Origin of the sequence: Streptomyces griseicoloratus (assembly GCF_014534645.1) — a bacterium.
Lineage (GTDB): Bacteria > Actinomycetota > Actinomycetes > Streptomycetales > Streptomycetaceae > Streptomyces > Streptomyces griseicoloratus.
Window position 1 is genome coordinate 1 of the sequence record NZ_JACVQF010000199.1, and the last position, 16118, is coordinate 16118.

Sequence of the window (16118 nt, forward strand, 5' to 3'; positions counted from 1 at the left end):
GAGGAACCCCTCGTCACACCCGCCGAGCAGGCGCCGTCCCCTCGCTCCCGCCCTGCCGCGGGGGCGTGAGGCCGACGCCGCGGGCGAGGCGGTCCGCGGCGTGCCGGAAGAACGTCTCCCGGTCCTCCACCACCCGGTTGAACTGCCCGAACACCTCGAACCCGATCAGCCCGAACAGCTCGGCCCAGGCCGCGACGAGCGCGGTCACGGCCTCGGACGGCAGGTCGGGGGCGAGGTCGGCGGTCATCCGCTCGGCCTCGGGCCGCAGTCCGGCGGGCAGTTCGGGCAGGGCGAGACCGGTGCTGCGGTGCGCGTCGCGCGTGATGCCGAAGAACACCTGGCCCACCCGGGCGGCGGGGGGGACGGTGTCCTGCGGGGCGGTGTACCCGGGGACGGGCGACCCGTAGATCAGCGCGTACTCGTGGGGATGCGCCAGCGCCCAGGCCCGCACGGCCTCGCACACGAGGGTCCACCGGCGGGCGGGGTCGCTGCCGGAGGCCGCGTCGTGTGCCGATTCGGCGGCGGCGCCGATCGCGTTGTAGGCGTCGATGATGAGGGCGGTCAGCAGATCGTCGCGGCTGGGGAAGTAGCGGTAGAGGGCGGAGGACGCCATGCCCAGCTCTCGGGCGACGGCCCGCAGCGACAGCTTGGCGGCGCCTTCCTCCGCGAGCTGTCTGCGCGCCTCGTCCTTGATGGCGGCGGTGACCTCGATCCTGGCTCGGGCGCGGACGCCCCGTGCGGTGCTGCTCATGCCGACGAGTGTCCCATGGATCCGGAGCAGTGCACACGTATGAGAGCACTGCTCTTGCTCTGGAGCGCCGCTCTCATGCACACTGAGGGCACGAACGAGAGCAGCGCTCACAAAAAGGAGCAGCGCTCTCCCTATGCTCCCCGGGGGTCACCCATGTCGTCGTCCTCGCCGTACTACCTCAAGGGCAGCCGGCTCAACGTCCGGCTCAACAGCGTCATCGGCTGGCTGGCCCGCCACGGCATCAGCCTCGCGGGCACCGCGGAGATGTCCGTCCGCGGCCGCAAGAGCGGACGCATGCAGCGCATCCCGGTCAACCCGCACACGTACGACGGCGGGCAGTACCTGGTCTCGGCCCGCGGCCACTCGCAGTGGGTGCGCAACATGCGCGCCGCCGGCGGCGGAGAGCTGCGCGTGGGACGCCGGGTCCGCGTCTTCACCGCGGTGGAGCTTCCCGACGAGGAGAAGCTCCCGATCCTGCGGACCTACCTGGAGAAGTGGGGCTGGGAGGTCAACCAGTACTTCGACGGGGTCACCGCGAAGTCCTCGGACGAGGCGATCATCGCCTCCGCCCCCGACCACCCGGTCTTCCGGATCGAGGTCACGAACTGACCTCGTCGGCCGCGGGACCCGCGGGACGGCGGTCCATGGCGGCGAGCGCCCGCTGCGCCAGAGGGTGGGCCCGGACCAGCTCGCCCAGGGACGTGGAGCCCTGCGTGATGTCCTTGAACGCCCTCCAGGCGGGACGGAAGCCGGTCAGCGCCGCGTGGAACAGGCCGGGGCGGCGCTCGAACACCGCCAGCATCCGCTTGCCCACGCTCATCTCGACCCCGAGCCCGGCCTTGACGGCGAACGCGTAGTTCAGCGCCTGCTTGCGGGTGTCCACGGCGTCGTGGGCCTCCGCGATCCGCACCGCCCACTCCCCCGCGAGCCGTCCCGACCGCAGCGCGAAGGAGATCCCCTCGCGCGTCCACGGCTCCAGCAGCCCCGCCGCGTCGCCGCACACCAGCACCCGCCCGCGCGACAGCGGCGAGTCGTCGGCACGGCAGCGGGTGAGATGACCGGAGGAGATGCTCGGTTCGAAGCCGGACAGACCGAGCCGGCCGATGAAGTCCTCCAGGTACCGCTTGGTCGCCGCGCCCTCGCCCCGGGCCGAGATCACACCGACCGTCAGGGTGTCGCCCTTGGGGAAGACCCAGCCGTAACTGCCGGGCATCGGACCCCAGTCGATGAGCACCCGCCCACGCCAGTCCTCGGCCACCGTCTCGGGCACCGGGATCTCCGCCTCCAGGCCGAGGTCCACCTGGTCGAGCTTCACCCCGACGTGCGCCCCTATCCGGCTGGCGCTGCCGTCCGCGCCGACCACGGCGTGGGCCAGCACCGTCTCGCCGCCCTGGAGGACGACGGCGACCGTTCGCCGGTCCGGCACCGCCGACCCGTGCTGCTCGACCCGCGTGACCGTCACGCCGGTGCGCAGCTCGGCGCCCGCCTTCTGCGCGTGCTCGACCAGCTGCTGGTCGAACTCGGGCCGGTTGATGAGCCCGAACAGCATCTGCCGGGAGCGCCGGGTGCGGGTGAAGCGGCCGTTGTGCGAGAACGTCACCGCGTGCACACGGTCACGGAAGGGCAGCTCGAAGCCGGGGGGCAGCGCGTCGCGGGAGGGGCCGATGATGCCCCCGCCGCACGTCTTGTAGCGGGGCAGCTCCGCCTTCTCCAGCAGCAGCACGCGCCGCCCCGCGACCGCCGCCGCGTAGGCGGCCGAGGCCCCTGCCGGTCCCGCGCCCACCACGACGACGTCCCACACCTGACGCGCGTCGTCCGCCGAAGAGTTCTCGCTGCTCACGATGGTCTACTGCTCCGATCAAACCGCATGCCGCACCTGACCCCCGCATCCTACGGCGGCATCGCCGCAGGCCACTGTGGGAGGATCGGCCTACCAGCCCAAGTACTCCTCGGTACAACGTCGCACCCACAAGGAGCGTGCCCATGTCGTCGAATCCGGTCGCCGAGACCGTCGCCTCGTTGATGCCCCGGGCGAAGGCGGAGCTCACCGAACTGGTGGCCTTCAAGTCGGTGGCGGACTTCGACCAGTTCCCCCGCAGCGAGAGCGAGGGCGCCGCGAACTGGATAGCGCAGGCGCTGCGCGCCGAGGGCTTCGAGGACGTGGCGCTGCTGGACACGCCGGACGGCACGCAGTCGGTGTACGGCTACCTGCCCGGCCCCGAGGGCGCCAGGACGGTTCTCCTCTACGCCCACTACGACGTGCAGCCGCCGCTGGACGAGGCCGGCTGGGTCACCCCGCCGTTCGAGCTGACCGAGCGCGACGGCCGCTGGTACGGGCGCGGCGCCGCCGACTGCAAGGGCGGCGTGCTGATGCACCTGCTGGCCCTGCGCGCGCTGAAGGCGAACGGCGGCGTGCCGGTGCACGTCAAGGTGATCGCCGAGGGCTCGGAGGAGCAGGGCACGGGCGGCCTGGAGCGGTACGCCGAGGCGCACCCGGACCTGCTGGAGGCGGACACCATCGTCATCGGCGACGCGGGCAACTTCCGGGTCGGCCTTCCGACGGTCACCTCGACGCTGCGCGGCATGACCCTGGTCCGGGTGCAGGTCGACACGCTGGAAGGCAACCTCCACTCCGGCCAGTTCGGCGGCGCCGCCCCCGACGCGCTGGCCGCGCTGATCCGCGTACTGGACTCGCTGCGCGCCGAGGACGGCTCGACGACCGTCGACGGGCTGACCGGGGACGACCGGTGGGACGGCCTGGAGTACGACGAGGAGCAGTTCCGCCGGGACGCGAAGGTGCTCGACGGCGTGCAGCTGATCGGCTCCGGCACGGTCGCCGACCGCATCTGGGCCCGCCCCGCCGTCACCGTCCTCGGCATCGACTGCCCGCCGGTCGTCGGCGCCACCCCGTCGGTGCAGGCGAGCGCCCGGGCGCTGATCAGCCTCCGGGTGCCGCCGGGCGTGGACGCCGCCGAGGCCACCAAGCTGCTCCAGGCGCACCTTCAGACGCGCACGCCGTGGGGCGCGCGGGTGCAGGTCGAGCAGATCGGCCAGGGCCAGCCCTTCCGCGCCGACACGACGAGCCCGGCGTACCAGGCCATGGCGGACGCGATGGCGGTGGCGTACCCCGGGCAGGAGATGCAGTACGCGGGACAGGGCGGCTCCATCCCGCTGTGCAACACCCTCGCCGCGCTCTACCCGCGGGCGGAGATCCTGCTGATCGGCCTGAGCGAGCCGGAGGCGCAGATCCACGCCGTGAACGAGAGCGTTTCCCCCGAGGAGCTGGAGCGGCTGTCGGTGGCGGAGGCGCTGTTCCTGCGCAACTACGCGGCGAGCTGAGCACGCCACCCGCTCTGCCGACCGCAGAAGGCCCTCGCCACCGGACGGGGGCCTTCCCTACGGTCGTCCCATGGACGTCATCGAGCTCCTCCCCCGACTGCGCCTGCTGCGCTTCCCGGTCGGCCAGGCCTACCTGTGGCGCGACGGCGACGAGCTGACGCTGATCGACGCCGGACCGGCCGGGTCGGGCGCCCGCATCACCGAGGCCGCCGAAGCACTCGGCCGCATCAGGCGCGTGGTCCTCACCCACTTCCACGAGGACCACGCGGGCGGCGCCGGGGAGGTCGCCGCGCTCACCGGCGCCGAGGTCCTGGCCCACGCGCTGGAGGCGCCCGTCGTGCGCGGCGAGGTGCCGGGCCCGCCACCGGTGTTCGAGGACTGGGAGCGCCCCCTGCACGCGGAGGCCGTCCGGCGCCTGCCCCGAGGCGGCTTCGAGCGCCCGGCACGGGTGACGGAGGTGTCCGGTGGCGACGTCCTCGACTTCGGCGGCGGCGCGCGCGTCGTGCACGTCCCCGGCCACACGGACGGCAGCGTCGCGCTGCATCTGCCGCGCCACGGCGTGCTGTTCACGGGCGACACCGTCGCCGCGTCACCCGTCGACGGCAGCGTGATGCCGGGCGTGTTCAACACCGACCGGGACCGGACCGTCGCCTCCTTCCGCCGGCTGGCCGGACTGGACACGGAGGTGGCGTGCTTCGGCCACGGGGACCCGGTGACCGCCCGGGCCGGCGAGGTGCTGCGGAAGGCGGCGGGGACACGGGCGGCTTCCGGCTGAGCTCAGCCGACCGGAGTGCCGGCCTCCAGATAGTGCGCCGCCCCGCGTTCCCGGGCCCGCAGGGCCCAGCGCAGACGGGCGTAGCGGACCGGGGGCAGCAGGTCGGCGGCCTCCTCCTCGGTGACGAACCGCCAGTCGCGCAGCTCGGGACCCGGCAGCAGCAGCCGTCCGGCGGCCGCGGAGTCGAGCCGTCCGCCGTCGAAGAGCAGGCGCAGCCCTCCGAAGCCCGGAGGCGCGGGCGACTCCCAGTCGACGACCAGCAGGGCCGGTACGTCGTCCAGGACGATCCCGGTCTCCTCGGCGACCTCGCGCATCCCCGCGCGGGCGGGTGCCTCCCCGGATTCGACGACGCCGCCGGGGAACTCCCAGCCGGGCTTGTAGGTGGGGTCCACGAGCAGGACCCGGTCCTGTTCGTCGAAGAGCAGGACGCCGGCGGCGAGGGTCTCGGAGGTGGGTTCCGGGGTCTGCACGATGTCACAGGCGGGCACGGTGCCCGCGCTGACCGCCTCGGCGATGCGGGAGGCGGCCTCGTACGGGGTGAGGCTGCTGGTGTCCACGGGGTGGGCGTCGGCGGTGAGCCAGGAGGCGAGGGCGGCGCGGTACGGCTCGATGTGGTCGTACGCCCACTGCCGTACCCGCAGTTCGCCGTCGGGGAGGTCGGGCGGGACCTCGCGGCAGGCTATTCGTTCCCGCAGGATCGTTTCGGCCGGGGCCAGGAGAATGTGCCTGACCGGGATCCGGCGGGCCGCGAGACCGCCGAAGATCTCGTCGCGGTACTCCTGCCGCAGCAGGGTCATGGGGACCACGAGGGTCCCGCCGAGCTCGGCGAGCATCGCGGCCGCCGTGTCGATCACGAGGCGGCGCCAGATCGGGAGGTCCTGGAAGTCGCCGGCCTCCGCGAGGCGTTTGGGCGGCAGCAGGTGTGCGAGCGCTCCGCCGATGACCTCGGGGTCGAAGAGCGTGCTGTTCGGGATCAGTTCGATCAGTTCCCGTGCGGTGGTCGTCTTCCCCGCACCGAACGCGCCGTTGATCCAGACGACGGTCACAGGTCCCCCTCTTCCGTTGGCCCCCTGTGGCTTGCCCGCTCCACCCTGCCACGGAAACCAGCCCCAGTTGAGGGCGCACGAAACGGCGCCGGCGCCCCCGGACGAGGGGCACCGGCGCCGCGCGGAGGATCCTGCGGGTCAGCCCCTCGCGCCGAGGACGGCGTTGTCGAGGGGCAGGTTCTGGGCGTCGACGGTGCGCTCCACCGTGCCGAGGGTCTCCTCCACCTCGACGGTGACCGGGAGTTCGCCATGGGCGTGGGACGGGGTGACGGCCGCGACGACGAAGCCGGTGGCGAGGGAGGCGATGGCGAGCATGCTGCGCTTCTTCATGCCGGACTCAACGCGCTCACCGCCCCGGGGTCACGGCCGGGCCACGGATGGCGCCCGCGGCCGCCGCCCGGCCGGCCACTGTTCACTCGAACGGCGGCCACCGGCCGGGCAGAGGCGGGCTGACGACTACTCGGTGGCTGCTGCCGGGGCCGGTGGCTCAGGTCCGGGTTCGGGCGACGGCGGTTCGTGCCGCCGCGGTGACGGTGGGACGTGCCGGCACGGTGACGGTGGTTCGTGCCGCCGCGGTGACGGTGGGACGTGCCGGCACGGTGACTGTGGGACCTGCCGGCACGGTGACGGTGGGACCTCCCGGCACGGTGATGGTGGGACCTGCCGGCACGTCACCCTGGGACCGCCCCGGCCGGCCGGCCACCCGCCCACGGCCCCCGGGGGAGCCGACGCCACGTCAAGGCCCTGGACAGCGGCGCCGATCGCCACCCGGAGCGCCTTCACGCCACCGTCGGCCCGCCCAGCCGGCCGACCACCTCCCCGCGGCCACCGGGGAGCCGGGGCCAATGCCAGGGCCACCACCGGCCGCGCCGACGGCTGCCCCGGAAGGCGCCCTCACACCACCGTCCCCCACCCGGGTGGCCCCGCGCGACCCGCGCAGGGCTGCCGGGGCGCCAGGCCGGGCAGGGCCCGTCTCAGACGCCCGCCGCCGTCACTCCCGCCGTCCTGCTGAGCGCGGCCGCGGCCGCTCCCACCAGGCCCGCGTCCGTGCCCATCTGCGCCGGAACCACCGCCAGGCGCTGCACGAAGGACAGGGTCGCGTACTCGGTGAGGGCCTTGCGGAGCGGGGCGAAGAGCACGTCGCCCGCCTTGCCCACGCCGCCGCCGATCACGGCGATGTCGATCTCCACGAGGGTCGCGGTGGCGGCGATCCCCGCGGCCAGCGCCTGCGCGGCCCGCTCGAAGGAGGCCACCGCCACGGGATCGCCCCGGCGGGCCGCCGCGGCCACCGCGGCGGCCGACGTGTCGCCGTCCGGGCCGGGCCGCCAGCCGTCGTCGAGGGCGCGCCGCGCGATGTTGGGGCCGCTCGCCATGCGTTCGACGCAGCCGCGCGCACCGCACGGACACGGATCGCCGTCCAGGTCCACGCTGATGTGCCCGATGTGGCCGGCGTTCCCGGTCGGGCCGGGGTGCAGGCGTCCGTTGAGCACCAGACCGCCGCCGACCCCCGTCGACACCACCATGCACAGCGCGTTGTCGTGTCCGCGGGCGGCGCCCTGCCAGTGTTCGGCGGCCGTGATGGCCACCCCGTCGCCGATCAGCTCGACGGGCAGGTCACCGGCGGCGGCGCGGACCCGCCGGACCAGCGGGTAGTCGCGCCAGCCGGGCACGTTCACCGGGCTGACCGTGCCCGCGGAGGCGTCCACCGGGCCGGCGCTGCCGATGCCGACGGCCGTGGCCCTGTCCCACAGCGGCGAGGCGATCAGCTCTCCGAGCACCCCCTCGACGGCCCGCATCACGGTCTCGCCGTCCTCCCGGGCGGGCGTCGCGCGCTGCGCCCGCGCCTGGATCCGGCCGTGGCCGTCCACCAGCGCTCCGGCGATCTTGGTGCCGCCGATGTCCAGCGCGGCCACGAGGTCGGTGTGCATCAGTGTCGGATCTCCCCGTCAACCATGAGAATCACAAGAAGAACAGCAGGCCGGTCGCACGGTGACGGCACGGACCCGAGTTTGCGATGGACAGTGTCCCCCGCATCTGACAACGTTGTCCAGGCTCTATGCTCGACGCCACATCCTCATACAAACGCATGACCGACACATCCCCTGTGGAACGACAGGAGCCGACGCAATCCCGTGGACGACAGGACAGGACACCGCACCGTGCCCGACACGCCCCGCCGCGCAGGACGCCTCCCCGGGACCCGCTACGGCAACCGTCCGACCATGAAGGACGTCGCCGCCCGGGCCGGGGTCGGGCTGAAGACCGTCTCCCGGGTGGTCAACGGGGAGCCGGGGGTCACCCCGGAGACCGAACGCCGCGTCCAGGAGGCGATCGACGCGCTCGGCTTCCGCCGCAACGACAGCGCGCGGGTGCTCCGCAAGGGCCGTACGGCCAGCATCGGCCTGGTCCTGGAGGACCTGGCCGACCCGTTCTACGGGCCGCTGAGCCGCGCGGTCGAGGAGGTGGCCCGCGCCCACGGCGCCCTGCTCATCAACGGCTCCAGCGCGGAGGACCCGGATCGCGAGCAGGAGCTGGTGCTGGCCCTGTGCGCGCGGCGCGTGGACGGGCTGGTGGTGATCCCGGCCGGTGACGACCACCGGTACCTGGAGCCGGAGATCAAGGCGGGCGTCGCCACGGTGTTCGTGGACCGTCCGGCGGGGCGCATCGACGCCGACGTGGTGCTGTCCGACAACTTCGGCGGCGCCCGCGACGGCGTGGCCCACCTGATCGCCCACGGGCACCGCAGGATCGGCTTCATCGGCGACATGCCCCGCATCCACACCGCCGCCGAGCGGCTGCGCGGCTACCGGGCGGCCATGGAGGACGCCGGCATACCGGTGAAGGGCTCCTGGATGTCCCTCGGCGTCACCGACCCGGAGCGGGTGCGCCGGGCGGCCGAGGAGATGCTCGCCGGCCCGGACCCGGTCACGGCGATCTTCACGGGCAACAACCGGGTGACGGTCACCGTGATCCGGGTCCTCGCCGAGCACTCCCACGCGGTCGCCCTCGTCGGCTTCGACGACATCGAGCTCGCCGATCTGCTCCAGCCGGGCGTCACCGTGGTCGCCCAGGACGCGGCGGCCCTCGGCCGCACCGCCGCCGAGCGGCTCTTCCGGCAGCTGGACGGGACCCTGCTGACGCCCGAGCGGATCGAACTGCCGACCCGGCTCGTCACCCGCGGCTCCGGCGAACTGCCGCCCGCGGGCTGAGCGCCCGTGGAGGACCGCACGCGGGACGAGGAGCCCGCTCACCGCGACATGCGGCCCCCGGGGCCCGGAGAGGACCGGTCCCTGCGGGCGCTCGGGCTGGACGAGGCGCCGCGGGACCGTCCGCTGCTGTATCCGGGCGCGTGGCCGGCCGAGTCCGGGCTGCTCGTCGGGGACCGGCTGCTGCCGCTGGACGGGCCGGTCCACGAGGACCGCGTGCCCGTCCTCGCGATCGGCTCCAACGCCAGCCCGGGCCAGTTACGGCACAAGATGGCCGGGTTCGGCATCACGTCGCCGATCCCGATGGTCAAGGCCCGGGTCACCGGCGTCGACATCGGCGTCTCGGCCCATGTGAGCCGCCTGGGCTACGTCTCCGCCTCGCCGGTCAGCGCCCCGGACACCGTGCGGGAGCTGTTCGTGATCTGGCTCGACGCGGAACAGCTCGCCGTGATCGACGTCAGCGAGGGCGTGCCACTGCCGATGGGCAACTTCGACCGTGCCTGGCTGCCCGCACGGGACGTGCGGATCGAGGCCGACGGCGTGGTGCTGAGCGGCGCGTACGCCTACGTCAACCGCCACGGTGTCCTGCACAACGGCACCGGAGCACCGCGCACCCACCCGGGGCAGCGCGCCCTGCTCACCGAACTGCTCGTCCGCTCGGCCCGGCTGCGGGAACTGTTCGGGGTCACGCCCGAGGAGTTCTGCGCGCGGGCGCGGGCCGACCGGCGGTTGTGCGAGCGGGGGACGCGGCTGTTCGCCGAGGAGAAGTGGGTGACGGCGTCCGGCCTGGAGCGGTACGTGGACGGTTCCCGGACGGAAGGTCCGGGAACCGCCTGAGGACCGGTGCCGTCGGCTACGCGGAGGCCGTGAGGTCGCCGCGCCGGGGCGAGGCGAAGCCCTCCAGGTCGGCGCGGGTGAGGCCGGTCAGCCGGGCGACCTCGGCGATGTCGAGGGCACCGCAGTCCAGGCCGCGCAGCAGGTAGCCGCTGAGGGCCTTGGCGGTGGCGGGCTCGTCCATCACGTCGCCGCCGGTGCGGTTGGCGTAGCGGGCGAGGCGTGCGGCGGCCTGCTCGAAGCCCTCGCGGTAGAAGGCGAAGACGGCGGCGTACCGGGTGGGGATGTGGCCGGGGTGCATGTCCCAGCCCTGGTAGTAGGCGCGGGCCAGGGCGCGGCGGGTGAGGCCGTAGTGCAGGCGCCAGGCGTCGTGGACCTTCTCGGTGGGGCCGACCGGCAGGACGTTGGTGGAGCCGTCCGAGACGCGTACGCCGGTGCCGGCGGCGGCGACCTGCATGATCGCCTTGGCGTGGTCGGCGGCGGGGTGGTCGCTGGCCTGGTAGGCGGCGGAGACGCCGAGGCAGGCGCTGTAGTCGAAGGTGCCGTAGTGCAGCCCGGTGGCGCGGCCCTCGGCTGCCTGGATCATGCGCGCGACGGTGGCGGTGCCGTCGGCGGCCAGGATGGACTGGCTGGTCTCGATCTGGATCTCGAAGCCGATCCGTCCGGGCTCCAGGCCGCGTGCCTTCTCGAACGCCTCCAGGAGCCGCACCATGGCGGTGACCTGCTCGGGGTAGGTGACCTTCGGCAGGGTGAGGACCAGCCCGTCGGGCAGGCCGCCGGCCTCCATGAGGCCGCTGAGGAAGACGTCGAGGGTGCGGATGCCCCGGTCCCGGACCTGGGCCTCCATGCACTTCATGCGGATGCCCATGTACGGGGCGGCCGTGCCGTCGGCGTACGCCTCGGCGATCAGCCGGGCGGCGCGGGCGGCGGCCTCGTCCTCCTCGGCGTCGGTGCGGTTGCCGTAGCCGTCCTCGAAGTCGACGCGCAGGTCCTCGATCGGCTCCCGCTCCAGCTTGGCGCGCACGCGGGTGTACACGGGCTCGGCGAGTTCGTCGGACAGTCCGAGGACGGCGGCGAAGGACGCGGCGTCCGGGGCGTGCTCGTCGAGTGCGGCGAGGGCCCGGTCGCCCCAGGAGCGGATCGTGTCGGCGGCGAAGACGTCACCGGGGACGTAGACGGTGTGGACGGGCTGGCGGGTGCCCGGGTCTCCGGGGTAGCGGCGCTCCAGCTCCGCGTCGACCGGCGCGAGGGAGGCACTGATCTCCTCGCTGACGGCGCCCGCGAGGCTCGTTGCCACCTTCTCCTGCTGACCCATCCCATGCCCTCCTATTTTCCGCTGTACGGAATCAACAATCCGTAGAGCGAAGTTATCCGGCGACGTTCCCGTCGGTCAACACCATCCTGGACACAGGCCGAGGCCCCCGCGACCGGCGACGGTCGCGGGGGCCTCGGCCTGTGGTCCCGACGGGATGCTCAGCCCTTGCGGGTCTTGACTTCCTCGGTGAGCTGCGGGACGACGTCGAACAGGTCGCCGACGACGCCGTAGTCGACCAGGTCGAAGATCGGGGCCTCGGGGTCCTTGTTGATGGCCACGATGGTCTTCGAGGTCTGCATGCCGGCCCGGTGCTGGATCGCGCCCGAGATGCCGGAGGCGATGTACAGCTGCGGCGAGACGGACTTGCCGGTCTGGCCGACCTGGTTGGTGTGCGGGTACCAGCCCGCGTCCACCGCGGCACGCGAGGCACCGACGGCCGCGCCGAGCGAGTCGGCCAGCGCCTCGATGATCGCGAAGTTCTCCGCGCCGTTGACGCCACGGCCGCCCGAGACCACGATCGCGGCCTCGGTCAGCTCCGGACGGCCGGTCGACTCACGCGGCGTACGGGCGGTGACCTTGGTGCCGGTCGCCTGCGCGGAGAACGACACGGACAGCGCCTCCACCGCACCGGCGGCCGGGGCGGCCTCGACGGCGGCCGAGTTCGGCTTGACCGTGATGACCGGGGTGCCCTTGGACACGCGGGACTTGGTGGTGTAGGCGGCGGCGAACACCGACTGGGTGGCCACCGGGCCCTCGTCGCCGGCCTCCAGGTCGACGGCGTCGGTGATGATGCCGGAGCCGATGCGCAGCGCCAGGCGGGCGGCGATCTCCTTGCCCTCCGCGGAGGACGGGACCAGGACGGCGGCCGGGGAGACGGCCTCGTAGGCGGCCTGCAGGGCGTCGACCTTCGGCACGACCAGGTAGTCGGCGTACTCGGCGGCCTCGTGGGTGAGGACCTTCACCGCGCCGTGCTCGGCCAGCGTGGCGGCGGTGTCGGCGGCGCCGTTGCCCAGCGCGACGGCGACCGGCTCGCCGATGCGGCGGGCCAGCGTCAGCAGCTCCAGGGTCGGCTTGCGGACGGCACCGTCCACGTGATCGACGTAGACGAGAACTTCAGCCATGGGAATGGATCTCCTTGCGACAATCGCGAAGTCTGAGGGGCGGGTGAGGGAGGCGATCCCTCAGATGAACTTCTGGCTCGCGAGGAACTCAGCGAGCTGCTTGCCGCCCTCGCCCTCGTCCTTGACGATCGTGCCCGCCGTGCGGGCCGGGCGCTCCGCCGCGGCGTCGACCGTGGTGTAGGCGCCCTCCAGGCCGACCTCCTCGGCCTCCAGGTCCAGGTCGGACAGGTCCCAGGACTCCACCGGCTTCTTCTTGGCCGCCATGATGCCCTTGAAGGACGGGTAGCGGGCCTCGCCCGACTGGTCGGTCACCGACACGACCGCCGGCAGGGAGGCCTCCAGCTGCTCGGAGGCGGCGTCGCCGTCGCGGCGGCCCTTGACCGTGCCGTCCTCGACGCTCACCTCGGACAGCAGGGTCACCTGCGGCACGCCCAGGCGCTCGGCCAGCAGGGCCGGGACGACGCCCATGGTGCCGTCGGTGGAGGCCATGCCGGAGATCACCAGGTCGTAGCCGGCCTTCTCGATCGCCTTGGCCAGGACCAGGGAGGTGCCGATGGCGTCGGTGCCGTGCAGATCGTCGTCCTCGACGTGGACGGCCTTGTCCGCGCCCATGGACAGCGCCTTGCGCAGCGCATCCTTGGCGTCCTCCGGGCCCACCGTCAGGACGGTGATCTCCACGTCGTCGTCGGAGTTCTCCGAGATCTGCAGCGCCTGCTCGACCGCGTACTCGTCCAGCTCGGAGAGCAGACCGTCCACGTCGTCGCGGTCGACGGTCAGGTCATCGGCGAAGTGCCGGTCGCCAGTGGCGTCGGGCACGTACTTCACAGTGACAACGATCCTCAAGCTCACGCCGGCTCTCCTACTGCATCGTCTTTTTCAGTGCTGCCTGCTTGCAGGCAGCATAGGCGCCCCAAGCGGCCGATCCCGGTCGGGGCGACCCGCGCTCCCGCCCGGAATATTACTCGTCAGTACACCCAGTTCATTCCCGCTAAGCAAGCGCTTTGAACTGTGACCTTTGCAACGCAGCGTAACCGGAACTCGACGGCTTCGCAGGAGAGCCCCCCGCCTGGTCATTCGCGCAGGCCACTGAACCGTCCCTGGTGGTACAGCAGGGGACTGCCGGTGCCCGTGGGATCGCCGAGGAGGACCTCGGCGATCACGATGCGGTGATCGCCGGCGGGGACGCGCCCGACGACCCGGCACACCAGCCAGGCGAGGACGCCGGACAGGACGGGCACACCCCGCGGACCCTCGCGCCAGGCCGTGGGCGGGCCGAAACGGTCGGCGCCGCTGCGGGCGAACGTGGCGGCCAGTTCCTCCTGGTGGTCACCGAGTATGTGGACGCCGACGTACTCGGTCTCGGACACCGTGGGCCAGCTGGAGGAGCCGGTGCCGATGCCGAAGGAGAGCAGCGGCGGCTCGGCCGAGACGGACGTGAGGGACGTGGCGGTGAAGCCGACCGGGCCGGCCTCGCCGCCGGCCGTGATCACGGCGACCCCCGACGCGTGCCGCCGGAAGACGGACCGCAGCAGGTCGGCGGTGGCGAGCCGGGGCGCGCCGAGGTCGGGCGTGGCCGTCATGCGGGGTGTCCTTCTGCGTTGCGCCTCCGCCCTGAAGGAAGGGGACCGAAGGCGTGGGGTGGGCGCCGGCGACAGGTGGTACGCACAGTCAACTACGTCCCCGCGGCCGGAAGATGTGGCAGATGCCTCACGGCCGGCGTGGCAGCGGTCACAGCGCCTCCCCCAGCGCGGCGATCACGTCCGCCTTGCGCGGTTGCCCGACGGCCCGTCGCACGACCCGCCCGCCGGCGTCCAGGACGAGCACGGTCGGGGTCTTCAGCACGTCCAGTTCCCGCACGAGACCGAGGTGCGCCTCGGCGTCGATCTCGATGTGGGCGACGCCGGGGACCAGCCCGGCCACCTCACCGAGGACGCGCCGGGTGGCCCGGCAGGGGGCGCAGAACGCGCTGGAGAACTGCACGAGCGTTGCGCGTGCGCCGAGTTCCGCACCCAGGTCGGGCGCGCCGAGCCGCCTGCCGTCGTCCTGCCCGCGCACCCGCACACCCCGCTCCGCCGTCACCACGGCACTCCATGGGCGCGCGTCGACACGCGCGCCGCCATTCCGGTCGTTCTTCCGTGCAGCGTTCCCGAGATGGTGGAGATTCCCGGCCGACCGTGGTGTTTTGGCCATCACGTGGCCGACGACGTGATGAGGATCTCGCCCAGGGCGGGCACCAGGACTGGTTCCCGGGCCGTTATTGGGGCACGATCTGCGACATGCCGTAAACCTACGGCTGCGTAACTTTCGGCTGGGAGACCCCTTCCCAGGCAGAGCAGGAAGGGCCCGACCCGCCCATGGCAGAACTCGTCTACCGCCCGGTCATCGGTCTCGCCCGCACCATGTTCAAGGTGTGGGACCTCAAGATCGACTGCCGTGGGTCGGAGAACATCCCGCGCTCGGGCGGCGCCGTGCTGGTGAGCAATCACATCAGCTACCTGGACTTCATCTTCAACGGCCTGGCCGCGCTCCCGCAGAAGCGGCTCGTCCGCTTCATGGCGAAGGAGTCGGTCTTCCGCCACCGGGTCTCGGGTCCGCTGATGCGCGGGATGAAGCACATCCCGGTCGACCGCAAGCAGGGCGAGGCCGCGTACGCGCACGCCCTGGACTCGCTGAGGTCCGGTGAGGTCATCGGGGTCTTCCCGGAGGCCACCATCTCCGAGTCGTTCACCTTGAAGAGCTTCAAGTCGGGCGCCGCGCGCCTGGCCCAGGAAGCGGGCGTCCCCCTCGTCCCGATGGCGGTGTGGGGCACGCAGCGGCTGTGGACCAAGGGCCACCCGCGCAACTTCAAGCGCAGTCACACCCCCATCACCATCCGGGTGGGCGAGGCCATGGAGGCGTCCCGCGAGCAGTACGCGGGGGCGATCACCCGGCGGCTGCGCGAGCGGGTCCAGGAGCTGCTGGAGGCGGCTCAGCGGGCCTATCCGGTACGGCCCAAGGGCCCGGACGACACCTGGTGGATGCCGGCCCACCTCGGGGGCACGGCGCCCACTCCGGAACAGGTCCGCACAGCAGAGGCGCACTGACCGCTTCGAGGCGCACTGACCGCTCAGAGAGCGGTGGGCAGCGTCTCCCACAGGTGCGGCCGGTCCCTGGCCGCCTTGAGGACGCCCAGCACGGCGGGGTGCGGCTCGGCATACAGGACCGGATGGTCCTCCTCACCCGCCTCGGTGTCCGGAGTGAAGGCCAGCACCTCGCCGTCCAGCGAGAACCGCGCGTCCACTCCCGGCTTGTTGCCGCGCGGGTCCTGCCGGTGCCAGGCCCCGTTGAAGCGCACGGCGACCAGGCCGTGCACCACGTCGAACCGCTGGTAGCACAGCGCGGTCGGGATGTCCTCGGCCCGCAGCAGGGCGGCGAGCGCATGGGCCTTGGCGTAGCAGATGCCGGTGCGCTGCTCCAGGACGTCCGAGGCCCGCCAGGTGACGCGCGGATCGCCGGAGTCCTGGGAGTGCGGGATGGTGTCGCGCACGAACTCGAAGGCGAGCCGCGCATAGGCATACGAGTCGTCCGCCTCCTTGGCAAGCCGGGCGGCCGTCTCCCGCACCCGCGGATGGTCATGGTCGATGACCTCGTCGGCGGCCAAGTAGGCGGACAGGTCGGGCGTGTTCTGGATCAGCTCCATGCCCGCAGAGCATAGGAAAGCGATCACCCGAAGGTCAATGACTTTTCAGGTG

The 16118-nt window shown here is 72.8% G+C and carries 17 protein-coding genes; 6 read left to right on the forward strand and 11 right to left on the reverse strand.

Going from position 1 to position 16118, the window contains the following annotated elements; genetic code table 11:
- Positions 1-13 precede the first annotated feature (13 nt).
- Positions 14-751, reverse strand: a complete 738-nt coding sequence (locus tag H0H10_RS19065) for a TetR/AcrR family transcriptional regulator (RefSeq protein ID WP_188182215.1) — start codon at positions 749-751, stop codon at positions 14-16.
- A gap of 153 nt (positions 752-904) precedes the next feature.
- On the opposite strand from H0H10_RS19065, the gene H0H10_RS19070 reads away from it, so the two are divergent.
- Complete coding sequence (locus H0H10_RS19070; RefSeq protein WP_188182216.1) at positions 905-1360, forward strand: nitroreductase family deazaflavin-dependent oxidoreductase; 456 nt, start codon at positions 905-907, stop codon at positions 1358-1360.
- On the opposite strand, the gene H0H10_RS19075 is transcribed toward H0H10_RS19070, so the two are convergent.
- Positions 1350-2591 (reverse strand): geranylgeranyl reductase family protein, encoded by a 1242-nt coding sequence (locus H0H10_RS19075; protein ID WP_188182217.1) that lies wholly within the window; start codon positions 2589-2591, stop codon positions 1350-1352. The two genes, H0H10_RS19070 and H0H10_RS19075, sit on opposite strands and share 11 nt — an antisense overlap.
- Positions 2592-2734: 143 nt before the next feature.
- Here H0H10_RS19075 and H0H10_RS19080 point away from each other — a divergent pair, with 143 nt between their 5' ends.
- Entirely contained in the window at positions 2735-4090 is a 1356-nt protein-coding gene (locus tag H0H10_RS19080; RefSeq protein ID WP_188182218.1) for a dipeptidase, read from the forward strand.
- Positions 4091-4160: 70 nt separating this feature from the next.
- Positions 4161-4865, forward strand: a complete 705-nt coding sequence (locus tag H0H10_RS19085; protein ID WP_188182219.1) for an MBL fold metallo-hydrolase — start codon at positions 4161-4163, stop codon at positions 4863-4865.
- Positions 4866-4867: 2 nt separating this feature from the next.
- On the opposite strand, the gene H0H10_RS19090 is transcribed toward H0H10_RS19085, so the two are convergent.
- The 3 genes from H0H10_RS19090 to H0H10_RS19100 form a co-directional block, all read right to left on the reverse strand.
- On the reverse strand, positions 4868-5911 hold the full coding sequence (locus H0H10_RS19090; protein WP_188182220.1) for an NUDIX hydrolase: 1044 nt from the start codon (positions 5909-5911) through the stop codon (positions 4868-4870).
- A 138-nt stretch (positions 5912-6049) separates the two neighbouring features.
- Entirely contained in the window at positions 6050-6241 is a 192-nt protein-coding gene (locus tag H0H10_RS19095; RefSeq protein WP_188182221.1) for a hypothetical protein, read from the reverse strand.
- A gap of 644 nt (positions 6242-6885) precedes the next feature.
- On the reverse strand, positions 6886-7839 hold the full coding sequence (locus tag H0H10_RS19100) for an ROK family protein (RefSeq protein ID WP_188182222.1): 954 nt from the start codon (positions 7837-7839) through the stop codon (positions 6886-6888).
- A gap of 204 nt (positions 7840-8043) precedes the next feature.
- On the opposite strand from H0H10_RS19100, the gene H0H10_RS19105 reads away from it, so the two are divergent.
- Together H0H10_RS19105 and H0H10_RS19110 are read left to right on the forward strand one after the other, a co-directional pair.
- A complete protein-coding gene (locus H0H10_RS19105; RefSeq protein WP_188182223.1) occupies positions 8044-9120 on the forward strand; it encodes a LacI family DNA-binding transcriptional regulator in 1077 nt (358 codons plus the stop codon).
- Positions 9121-9168: 48 nt separating this feature from the next.
- Positions 9169-9954, forward strand: coding sequence for a hypothetical protein (locus H0H10_RS19110; RefSeq protein WP_188182466.1), 786 nt, complete (start codon positions 9169-9171; stop codon positions 9952-9954).
- A gap of 16 nt (positions 9955-9970) precedes the next feature.
- Here the strand turns inward: H0H10_RS19110 and H0H10_RS19115 are convergent, their stop codons facing one another.
- The 5 genes from H0H10_RS19115 to H0H10_RS40050 all read right to left on the reverse strand — a co-directional run bounded on the left by H0H10_RS19115 (position 9971) and on the right by H0H10_RS40050 (position 14466).
- Positions 9971-11266 (reverse strand): DUF6986 family protein, encoded by a 1296-nt coding sequence (locus tag H0H10_RS19115; RefSeq protein ID WP_188182224.1) that lies wholly within the window; start codon positions 11264-11266, stop codon positions 9971-9973.
- Positions 11267-11424: 158 nt separating this feature from the next.
- Complete coding sequence (locus H0H10_RS19120; protein ID WP_188182225.1) at positions 11425-12387, reverse strand: electron transfer flavoprotein subunit alpha/FixB family protein; 963 nt, start codon at positions 12385-12387, stop codon at positions 11425-11427.
- A 60-nt stretch (positions 12388-12447) separates the two neighbouring features.
- Positions 12448-13236: an electron transfer flavoprotein subunit beta/FixA family protein gene (locus H0H10_RS19125; RefSeq protein ID WP_188182226.1), complete on the reverse strand. Its 789-nt coding sequence runs from the start codon at positions 13234-13236 to the stop codon at positions 12448-12450.
- 221 nt (positions 13237-13457) lie between these two features.
- A complete protein-coding gene (locus H0H10_RS19130; protein WP_188182227.1) occupies positions 13458-13967 on the reverse strand; it encodes a flavin reductase family protein in 510 nt (169 codons plus the stop codon).
- Between the two features lie 148 nt (positions 13968-14115).
- Complete coding sequence (locus tag H0H10_RS40050; RefSeq protein ID WP_373566853.1) at positions 14116-14466, reverse strand: thioredoxin family protein; 351 nt, start codon at positions 14464-14466, stop codon at positions 14116-14118.
- A 275-nt stretch (positions 14467-14741) separates the two neighbouring features.
- Between H0H10_RS40050 and H0H10_RS19140 the strand changes: the two genes are divergently transcribed.
- Positions 14742-15470 carry a lysophospholipid acyltransferase family protein gene (locus H0H10_RS19140; RefSeq protein ID WP_188182229.1) on the forward strand — a complete coding sequence of 243 codons (729 nt, stop codon included), beginning with the start codon at positions 14742-14744 and terminating at the stop codon, positions 15468-15470.
- Between the two features lie 23 nt (positions 15471-15493).
- Here the strand turns inward: H0H10_RS19140 and H0H10_RS19145 are convergent, their stop codons facing one another.
- A complete protein-coding gene (locus H0H10_RS19145; RefSeq protein ID WP_188182230.1) occupies positions 15494-16066 on the reverse strand; it encodes a transglutaminase domain-containing protein in 573 nt (190 codons plus the stop codon).
- Between the last annotated feature and the right edge of the window lie 52 nt (positions 16067-16118).